The organism is Microtetraspora sp. NBRC 13810, from assembly GCF_030268685.1.
Classification (GTDB): Bacteria; Actinomycetota; Actinomycetes; order Streptosporangiales; family Streptosporangiaceae; genus BSRQ01.
The window spans coordinates 1-9,447 of sequence record NZ_BSRQ01000043.1 but is presented as its reverse complement, the minus strand read 5'-3'; the positions used below and the strand labels follow the sequence as shown (position 1 = coordinate 9,447).

10 protein-coding genes are annotated in these 9,447 nt (G+C 72.6%); 6 read left to right on the top strand and 4 right to left on the bottom strand.

Features of this window, described 5'->3' with window-relative positions; all coding sequences use genetic code 11:
* Window positions 1–275 precede the first annotated feature (275 nt).
* The 3 genes from QSK26_RS41220 (at window position 276) to QSK26_RS41210 (ending at window position 3,030) form a co-directional block, all read left to right on the top strand.
* Entirely contained in the window at window positions 276–650 is a 375-nt protein-coding gene (locus QSK26_RS41220) for an FKBP-type peptidyl-prolyl cis-trans isomerase (RefSeq protein WP_285780816.1), read from the top strand.
* 85 nt (window positions 651–735) lie between these two features.
* Window positions 736–2,262, top strand: coding sequence for an ATP-dependent DNA ligase (locus QSK26_RS41215; protein ID WP_285780815.1), 1,527 nt, complete (start codon window positions 736–738; stop codon window positions 2,260–2,262).
* A 258-nt stretch (window positions 2,263–2,520) separates the two neighbouring features.
* A complete protein-coding gene (locus QSK26_RS41210; RefSeq protein ID WP_285780814.1) occupies window positions 2,521–3,030 on the top strand; it encodes a septal ring lytic transglycosylase RlpA family protein in 510 nt (169 codons plus the stop codon).
* Window positions 3,031–3,039: 9 nt separating this feature from the next.
* Here QSK26_RS41210 and QSK26_RS41205 read toward each other — a convergent pair whose 3' ends face one another.
* Window positions 3,040–3,633 (bottom strand): DUF1707 and DUF4870 domain-containing protein, encoded by a 594-nt coding sequence (locus QSK26_RS41205; RefSeq protein ID WP_285780813.1) that lies wholly within the window; start codon window positions 3,631–3,633, stop codon window positions 3,040–3,042.
* A gap of 137 nt (window positions 3,634–3,770) precedes the next feature.
* On the opposite strand from QSK26_RS41205, the gene QSK26_RS41200 reads away from it, so the two are divergent.
* The gene (locus tag QSK26_RS41200) at window positions 3,771–4,109 is read left to right on the top strand and encodes a hypothetical protein (protein WP_285780812.1); all 339 of its coding nucleotides are present in this window, start codon (window positions 3,771–3,773) and stop codon (window positions 4,107–4,109) included.
* 104 nt (window positions 4,110–4,213) lie between these two features.
* Window positions 4,214–5,287, top strand: a complete 1,074-nt coding sequence (locus tag QSK26_RS41195; RefSeq protein WP_285780811.1) for a DUF4192 domain-containing protein — start codon at window positions 4,214–4,216, stop codon at window positions 5,285–5,287.
* 8 nt (window positions 5,288–5,295) lie between these two features.
* Here the strand turns inward: QSK26_RS41195 and QSK26_RS41190 are convergent, their stop codons facing one another.
* Window positions 5,296–6,108, bottom strand: a complete 813-nt coding sequence (locus QSK26_RS41190) for an EI24 domain-containing protein (RefSeq protein ID WP_285780810.1) — start codon at window positions 6,106–6,108, stop codon at window positions 5,296–5,298.
* 28 nt (window positions 6,109–6,136) lie between these two features.
* Entirely contained in the window at window positions 6,137–6,727 is a 591-nt protein-coding gene (locus tag QSK26_RS41185; RefSeq protein ID WP_285780809.1) for a Maf family protein, read from the bottom strand.
* Window positions 6,728–7,848: 1,121 nt separating this feature from the next.
* On the opposite strand from QSK26_RS41185, the gene QSK26_RS41180 reads away from it, so the two are divergent.
* On the top strand, window positions 7,849–8,889 hold the full coding sequence (locus QSK26_RS41180; RefSeq protein WP_285780808.1) for a DUF3616 domain-containing protein: 1,041 nt from the start codon (window positions 7,849–7,851) through the stop codon (window positions 8,887–8,889).
* A 65-nt stretch (window positions 8,890–8,954) separates the two neighbouring features.
* Here QSK26_RS41180 and QSK26_RS41175 read toward each other — a convergent pair.
* A partial coding sequence (locus tag QSK26_RS41175; protein WP_285780807.1) for a peptidyl-tRNA hydrolase occupies window positions 8,955–9,447 on the bottom strand: 493 nt, incomplete at its 5' end.

Below are 9,447 nucleotides of genomic sequence, written 5' to 3'. Positions count from 1 at the left end.
CGGCAACCGCCTGGTCGGCATCCTCCACGGCTGCCTCAAAACACATACCCCCTACGACCAGGCAACCGCCTGGTCACACCGGCAACACGACCTCGCCGCTTGACATTCCGGCTCCAGGGATGTCTGAGCCGTACCTGCCGGACCGCCATGCCGGTGGTCGGTCCTACCCCGTAGAGTCGTCCCGCCGGCCGCGGACGCGGCCGGCGGCCGGCCCCTTCGCGCCCACGGGGCCGGTTCTCTGACCGAGAGGCGCGAATCCAGGCAAGGAGAACCACGTGGCACTGGAGAAGCCGGAGATCGACTTCCCGGAGGGCGCCCCGCCCGCCGATCTGGAGATCGTGGACATCATCGAGGGAGACGGCGCGGAAGCCAAGAAGGGCGACCACGTCACCGTGCACTACGTGGGCGTGTCGTTCTCCACGGGCGAGGAGTTCGACGCCTCGTGGAACCGCGGTGACGCGTTCCAGTTCGAGCTCGGCGCCGGCCGGGTCATCGCCGGCTGGGACCGGGGTGTGCAGGGCATGAAGGTCGGTGGCCGCCGGCGGCTCACCATCCCCGCCCACCTCGGCTACGGCGACCGCGGCGCTCCGCCCCGGATCAAGCCGCGCGAGACCCTGATCTTCGTGGTGGACCTGCTCGACGTGAACTGACCCATACCGGGCGGTGAACGTGATCGGCCGGGGTCGGTGACCCCGGCCGTCCCATCCGGGGCCGCGGTGAGGCACGATGGGCTGTGTGTTGCTGATCGACGTGGCCAGGGTGTCCGAAGAGGTGGCGCGAACCTCCGCGAGGCTCGGCAAGATCGCGCATCTCGCCGATCTGCTGCGCCGGGTCGGACCGGCGGAGGCCGAGATCGCGATGGCCTACCTCTCCGGCGAGCTGCCCCAGCGTCAGATCGGCGTGGGGTGGCGCTCCCTGCGCGACCTTCCCGGCCCGCGCCAGGTTGCCACCATGACGCTCAGCCAGGTGGACGACCTGCTCGGGCGGATCAAGGCGCAGTCCGGGCCGGGCTCCCAGGCCGCGCGCAAGACGCTGGTGGCCGAGCTTTTCTGTGGCGTGACCCGGCTGGAGCAGGCGTTCCTGCTCCGGCTGCTGAGCGGTGAGCTGCGCCAGGGCGCGCTGGACGGCGTGATGATCGAGGCGATCGCGAAGTCCGCCGAAGTGCCCTCCGCCGAGGTGCGCCGCGCCCTCACCCTGCGCGGCTGGCTGCCCGCCGTGGGCGCCGCGGCGCTGGCGGGCGGGGTCGCCGCGCTGCGTGACTTCCACGTCGAGGTGGGCCGCCCGGTGGCGCCCATGCTCGCGCAGAGCGCGACCTCGGTGACCGCCGCGCTGGAGAAGGTCGGCGGCGAGGCGGCGCTGGAGTGGAAGATCGACGGTGTGCGGATCCAGGCCCACCGCAGCGGCGAGACGGTCTCGGTCTTCACCCGGACGCTGGACGACATCACCGCCTCGGTGCCCGAGCTGGTGGAGGCCGTGCGCGGCCTGCCGTACGACGACCTGATCCTGGACGGCGAGGTGATCGCGCTGCGGCCGGACGGGCGGCCGGAGCCGTTCCAGGTGACCGCGGCCCGGGTGGCGAGCCGCAGCGACGTCGCGCGGCTGCGCGAGGCGACGCCGCTGAGCGTCTTCTTCTTCGACGCGCTGCGGCTGCGCGGCGAGGACCTGCTCGACCTGCCCGACTCCGAACGGCACGCCGCGCTGGCCGAGGCGGTGCCCGCCGCGCTGCTCACCCCGCGCCTGGTGACCGGTGACCCGGCGGCGGGCGAGGCGTTCTTCGCCGAGGTGGTACGCCGGGGGCACGAGGGCGTGGTGGTGAAGTCGCCCAGCACGACGTACGCGGCCGGGCGGCGCGGCGCGGGCTGGATCAAGGTCAAGCCGCGGCACACGCTGGACCTCGTGGTGCTGGCCGTCGAGTGGGGCAGCGGGCGGCGTGAGGGCAAGCTGTCCAACCTGCATCTCGGCGCCCGCGACCCGGAGACGGGCGGGTTCGTGATGCTGGGCAAGACGTTCAAGGGGCTCACCGACGAGCTGCTGGCCTGGCAGACCGACCGTTTCCTGGCGCTGGCCGACGGGCCGACGGACGAGTGGACGGTCCGGGTGCGGCCGGAGCAGGTGGTGGAGATCGCGTTCGACGGGGTGCAGCGGTCCACCCGGTATCCCGGCGGGATGGCGTTGCGCTTCGCCCGGGTGCTGCGCTACCGGCCGGACAAGCGGGCCGAGGACGCGGACACGGTGGAGTCGGTCCGCGCGCTGATGTTCTGATTCCTGCCCTTTTCGTCACCGCTGATCTGCGGCTTCTTGGCATGCGCATGACGTGCCGGCGTCACGTGAGATACGTCACGTTATGTCCGTTTAAGGTGTCTTTACTCCCGCTTTGTCGCTTATGGTCGGACGACCGTGGCGTGGGTCACCCCCGGCCCACGCCGGCGACGGGCCGTCGCGCGCCCCCCTCCAGCGCGCGGCGACGTCCCGTACGGCCCCTCAGCCGCCATGTCTCCGACCTTAGGACCGTGATCCCCCATGGGCCTGAACTCCGGCCAGCACTCCCCCGCCCGCCACCGGATCATGATCGGAACGGGGTCCCTCGCCGCCCTGCTGACGATCGCCGCCCTGTCCCCCCAGGCCGCCGCCGCGGCCACCGCGCCGATCGACCCCCCGGTCCCGCCGCCCTCCTCCGCCGCCGCGCTGGAGAGACCACCCGTGATCCCCTCCTCGGCCAGGCCCAAGCCCGCCCCCCGGGTGGTCGAAACCGGCACCTGCGGCGCCTCCTACTACGGCGAGGGCCAGATGACCGCGAGCGGCGAGCCGTTCGACCCGCAGGCCATGACCACCGCGCACAGGACCCTGCCCATGGGCACCCGGGTCCGGGTGACCAACCCGGCCAACGGCGAGTCGGTGACCGTGCGGGTCAACGACCGGGGACCTTACGTGTCCGGTCGCTGCCTGGACCTGTCCGAGGCGGCCTTCGCCGCGATCGGCGACCCCGGCGCCGGAGTCCTGCGGGTGAGGTACGAAGTGCTGGCCCGCTGACCCCTCACCTCACTTCACTGGGCGGATCGTGAACGGGTAGCGGTAGCCGTCCCCGCCGAGGGCGGCCACGCCCGCGACCACCGACAGCACGAACGCCACGATCCAGATCACCGGGATGAGGATCACGCCCACGACGGTGAAGGTCAGCAGCACGCTCCCGCCCAGCAGGGTCAGGTGGAAGTTGAGCGCCTCCACCGCGTGCCTGCGGATGAACGGCGAGGTCCGGCCGCCGGTCAGCAACATGATCAGCGGGCCGACGACGAACAGCCCCGCCGCCGACAGCAGGTGCGCCATCCCGGCGCCCGCCCGGTCACTGGACCGCAGGGGGCCGGCGACCCCGCCGGGCCGCGGGCCGGGCGCGGGCATGACCGGCCCCGCCGGCGTGCCGTACAACTCGTACATGATCGGGGTGAGGTCGGCGTGGGTGCGCGCGGTCATGGCCCGGTGGAGCCGGTCGTCGAACTCCTCCTTGTCGAACCTGCCCTGCTCGTAGGCCCCCTTGACGTGCTCCACGACCTGCTCGCGGTCGTGGTCGCTCACTCGCAGGTCGGCGTACCGCATCGGCGGGCCGCCGGTTCTGGACGGAATCCCTGCGCCTGTCATCGAGCCGCCTCCCCACATTCTGTTGCCACCATCCTGCGCCCGTCGTCCGGTGTCGCACATCAGGTGAAACCCCGACGCACCCCGGAGAGTGCCCCGAGGCACGCCATGACGGGGATTGGCGAGGTATACAGGGAGACATGAGATGGCGGGATCGCTACGGACTTCGGCGACGGCGCGGGCAACGGCTCGCCAAGTTCGACCGTGAGGCCACCGACGCGGATATCGAGGCGTTGATCGAGTTCGCTAAAACCCGGCGCGGAGTGGAGTTCTACGTCGAGCCTGAGACCTTCGCCACCGACACCACCGCCGTCGCCGTCGCCGACGACGGCGAATGGACCCGGCGCCGGGTGGGGTCCCCCGACGTGATCCGCAAGGTCGCCCGCGACCTCGCGCTCCCGGCGTACGACGTGCAACTCACCGGATATCCCCCGCGGATGCGGGCCTACAACGAGCGCCGCAAGCGCGCGGAGGACTGACTCTCCTCCGCGTCGTCCACAGGCCGCCGGCTGCGCGGGCGGTCTGTCCACAGAGGGTCACGGGGTGTGATCGGAGGATCACTCCGGAGGGCAAGCTGGCGGGCATGGACACCTCACCGCCGCTACTGCTCTCCTCACCGGCCGACGTGCTGGCCGCCGTTCCCTATCTGCTCGGGTTCCATCCCGGGGAGAGCCTCGTCGTGATCGGTCTCACCGGAGATCCGCCCGGGGGCCGGTTGTGCCTCACCACCCGGTGGGATCTGCCGCTCGACCCCGACGCCGTGCCACGTCTCGCCTCGCTGCTCGCCAGGGAGGGCGTCACCCAGGTCATCGTCGCCGGATACGGACCGGGGGCCGAGGTGACCCCGGCCGTCGACGCGGTGCGGGCGCAGGCCGGGCGGTCCGGCCTGACCGTGGCCGAGGCGTTACGGGCGGACGGCGGGCGTTTCTGGTCCTACCTGTGCGCCGACGCCGGGTGCTGCCCGCCGGAGGGCACGCCCTACGACCCGGCGGCCGGCGAGGTGCCCGGCCAGGCGGAGCAGCACGGGATGACCGCCCTGCGCGACCGGCCGGCCCTCGCGGGGACGCTCGACCCCTGCACCGGCCCGGCGCGGCGGGCCATGCGCGAGGCGACCGCGCGGGTCGCCGCCGAGACCATCGGCCGCGCCCGCGCCTGCCGCGACGCCGACGCGCTCGCCGCGGAGTTCGTGGCCGACGGCATCGCCCGGGTCCGCGCGGCCGTCGCCGGCTGCGCCGACCGGCGGCTGTCCGACGAGGAGGCGGCCCGGCTGGGGGCCGCGCTCAGCGTGATCAGGGTGCGCGACGAGGCGTGGACCCTGATCGACGACGACCGGCTGAAGGAGCAGCTCGACCTGTGGGCCGACCTCACCCGCCGGTTGGAGCCCCGGTTCACGCCGCCGGCCGCGGCGCTGCTCGGCCTGACGGCGTGGCGGGCGGGTGACGGCGCGCTGGCGGGCATCGCCCTGGAGCGGGCGTTGAGCGTCGATCCCGGTTACTCGATGGCCAGGCTGCTCATGCACGCGCTCGCCCATTTCCTCTCCCCCGGTCTGCTGACCGAGCGGATGCCCAGCCCCGCCGACCTGGACGCCGCGATGGGCGCACCGCGGATGTCCTGGCTGCTCCCGCTGATCGCCATCCTCGACGAGGAGGCCGCCTGACCACCGCTCTACTGACCGCCCTGGGCCCGAGGGGCCGCGCCCGGCGGGACCGTCCGACCGTGCGGGTGTCCCGGCGCGGGCGCCAGGCGGAGCCGCACCATGATGGCCGCGCCGGCCACCGCCGCCGGCATCGCGACCACCGAGAGCAGAGGGACCAGGAAGATCACGAAGATGAGCACACCGAATCCGAGCGAGGTCGCCCTGTTCGCGCGGAGCAGCGCGAAGCGCTCCTTGCGCCGCACGCCGCGGCGCTCCAGGCCGAGCGCGGTCAGCTCCACGGTCAGGAAGAAACCCGAGACCGCCGCGCCCAGCACCGGCACCACCGTCTGCCCCACCACCGGCACGAAGCCGAGCGCGAAGAGCGGGATGGTGAAGAGCAGCACATACCCGAGGGTCACCAGGCTGTCGCGGATCGACCGCGGGATCGACCGCCACAGCGGCTCGTCGTACCCGGAGGGCGCCTCACCGTAGGACTCCTCGACCTTCTCCGACAGCTTCTCGTAGAACGGCTCGCCGATGGCCAGGGTGAGCGCGGTGAAGGTCAGCACGGCGAGCGCCAGGCCCGCCCCGAAGATCAGCAGTCCGAGGAGGAGGCGGGCCGTGTCCCTGAGTCCCGGGCTCCAGCCGTCCGCGAAGGGGGTGAGGAAGGCGGCGAGGTCGCCGGCCTCGTTGCCGAGCACGATCAGCGCGATCACATAGACGACCAGCGACACCAACGCGGGCAGCAGCCCGAAGAACCACCACCTCGGGTGCCGTGCGACCCATCGCAAGCCCTGGAAGAAGAACCCGATGCCATCCAAGAAGGCGCGCAAAGATCCCATGCCCGGCAGGCTAACGGCTCGACGCCGGTCACAGTCTCCACAAAGCGGTCACGGATACGCCGATCTCGGCGAGCAGCCGCCGCACCAGCGGCAAGGAGATGCCGAGCACGTTCCCGTGATCCCCTTCGATGCCCTCCACGAACCATCCGCCGAGCCCGTCGAGGGTGAACGCGCCGGCCACCCGGAGCGGCTCACCCGAGGCGACATAGGCCGCGATCTCCTCGTCCGACGGCGACCCGAGCCGCACCACCGTCGAGGCGGTCTCCGCGGCCTGCCGTCCCGTGGCCACGTCGATCAGGCAGTGCCCGGTGAGCAGGCGGCCCGTCCGGTTCCGCATGTCCCGCCAGCGCGCCTCGGCCTCCGCCGCCGAGTCCGGCTTGCCGTACGCCCGGCCGTCCATCTCCAGCACCGAGTCACAGCCGATCACGACCCCGTCGGTCAGCCCGGCCGCCACGGCCTCCGCCTTCAGCCGGGCCAGCGTCAGCGCCAGCCGCTCCGGAGAGGGCTCGTCGACGGCCTTCTCGTCCACGCCGCTCACGATCACCTTCGGATCGAGCCCGGCACGGCGCAACACGTCAAGGCGGGCAGGTGAGGCGGAAGCGAGCACGATCGTCGTCACGACAGTCCACCCTACCGACCCACCACCCACGACGTCGGCACGGGCCGCCGAGAGGGGGGCAGGCGCTGTGGAGGGGAGGGTCCGGGCATGGGGTGTGGGGGGGGTGAAGCCTGGGCCGGTGTTGAGCCGGGCGGGGACGGTGTAGGCGTCGTCACCGCGCGGGTCGACAACCGCGCGGGTCGGCGACTGCGCGGGCCGCTCCGGCCGACAACTGCGTGACCAAGGGCCACCTGCCCGAAAGAGCGCGGGAGGGGCGCAACGCGAGCGAGGGCGGCTTGGCCGATGGCGCGGCGATCGGCCCAGGCGGCCCTCGCTCGGTCGCGTGCGCAGCGCCGTCACGGCGGCCGTCGTGGCCAAGGCCACGAGGCCGCGGCGACAACGGCCGCGAATCTATCGATCACCCGTGCCGGCGGGACCGGCTCGGGACCAGATGGTGCGCTCGTCCGGTGCGGACGCGGGTACAGCAGGTTCGGCCAGAGCGACTCGACGACGGTCCGGGGCGACACGTGGTCTCCATGGTGTCCACCGCGACGTTGGTGTCTGCCGCGACGTGCACCCTCCCCCCAGGGCGGTCCTTCCCCATGAGGTGGTCCCACCGCGTGAAGTGATCCCACCGCGTGAAGTAGTCCCACCGCGTGAAGTGATCCCGCACGAGGTGGCCCCACCGCGTGAAGTGATCCCGCACGAGGTGGCCCCACCGCGTGAAGTGATCCCGCACGAGGTAGTCCCACCACGTGAGGTGATCCCACCGCGCAAAAGGGAGAGAACTCCCCGTAAGGTGAGACCCCCGCGACGTGGGGTGGGACCTCCGCGCGGAAGGAGATTTCCACGTGAAGTGGTTGTCCCGCGTACGGTGGTACCTCCGGCGTTCCCGGTCGTTCTCGTAGGTTGCCGTGTTGGCGGAGACGGTCATGACCGGGGTCTCCGTGGCCGCGATGTACGCTGCGGCGGCCGGTGTGGCCGTCGTCGCGCGAAACGGGAGGGCTGTCGTCGCCCCTTCCACCCCCTGAGTCCCACCCGCCCCATCGAGCACGTTCCGGAGCGTACGACAAATCATCTTTTTTCGCGGAAGAACGTCATCACACTTCGGGAACGACGCCCCCGCCTGTCATGATGTTGGCATGCCGTACCAGGTGGAGCTCCGGTTCGACGCCGACTCCCGCCTTGCCGAGACTCACACCAACCTCTCGGCCGTTCGCGCCGACGGTCCCGGCCTATGGGTGGCGGGCGACGAGACGGCCACCATCGAGCACCTGATCCACACCGACGGGCACTACGGCGACCAGCGCGGTTTCGCGCTCGGCGACTTCGTCGACCTTCCGGCCGGGCGCGACCAGGAGGCCGACATCGAGGGCATCGGCCGCGACGGCGGCTGGCTGTGGGCGGTCGGCTCGCACAGTCTCAAACGCAAGCGGGTCAAGTCCGCCGACCAGGACCGGGCCAGGAAGCGGCTCGCCACCGTGGTCCGCGAGGAAAACCGTTTCATCCTGGTACGGCTGCCGCTGGTCGGCGAGGGCACCGCCCGGGTGACTCCGGTGCGCAGGGACGGCGAGCGCACGGCGGCCATCCTCGCCGGGCCTGGCCGCAACCTGGCGGACATGCTGGCCCGTGACCCGCACCTGGCGCCCTTCCTCGCGCTGCCCGGCAAGGACAACGGCCTGGACATCGAGGGCATCGCGGTCCGGGGCGACCGGGTCTTCCTCGGCCTGCGCGGGCCCGTGCTGCGCGGCTGGGCCGTGCTGCTGGAGATCAGGCCGCAGACCCATCCCGCGCACCCGCACCGCCTCAGGCTCGCCCCGCTCGGCGAGGACCCCTACCGGACCCACTTCCTCAACCTGGGCGGGCTCGGCATCCGTGACCTGTGCCCGCACGGGGACGACCTGCTGCTGCTCACCGGGCCGAGCATGAGCCTCGACGGGCCGGTGCGCCTGGTGCGCTGGCGCGGCGCACTCGTCGCCGACGTCCCGGCCGTGCTGACCGCCGCCGACCTGGAGGTGATCGCCGATCTGCCCTACGGCGAAGGCTGCGACCATCCGGAAGGGCTGGCCGTCATCGGCGAGGGAGACGCCGAGCGGCTGATGGTCGTCTACGACAGCCCGGCGCCCGGCCGCCACACCCCCGAGGGCGGCGTCTACGCGGATGTGATCGAACTCCGCACATGATGACGGTGACCGTGCCGGTGGACGCTGTTGGGGGTGGTCCACCGGCCTCCCCGTCCCACCCGTGATCAGCGCGCGCTGCGCATGGGCCCGTATCCCTCGATGCGGTAGCCGCCCTCCCGCAGCCACGGCGCGTCCGCGACCACGGTGCACGAACCCGGCTCGACCTCGGTGAACCCGGCGTCCCGCACCACCGGCAACCCGCTCTCCACCAGCTCCGCCCACTGCCCCGGCTCCGCCGTACGGACCGCGACGGCCAGGCCGGAGGCGGCCCACGCCTCGCGGGCGAGGGGGTCGCTGCCCCACCAGGCGAGCTGTGCGGCGTGCCCGGCCTGGGCCATCGCCTTGCCCGCGGACATCTCCAGAGCCGGGTTGAGCCAGAGCACGGCCTGCCAAGCGGCGCGAGCGAGCGGCGCAAGCGGCCCGACGGCCGGGGTGAGCGGCGCAGGCGGCCCGGCGGAGGGGGCGAGCGGCGCAGGCGGCTCGGCGGCGGAGGCGAGCAGCGCGGGCGGCCCGGCGGCGGAGGCGAGCAGCGCGGGCGGCCCGGCGGCCGGGGCGAGT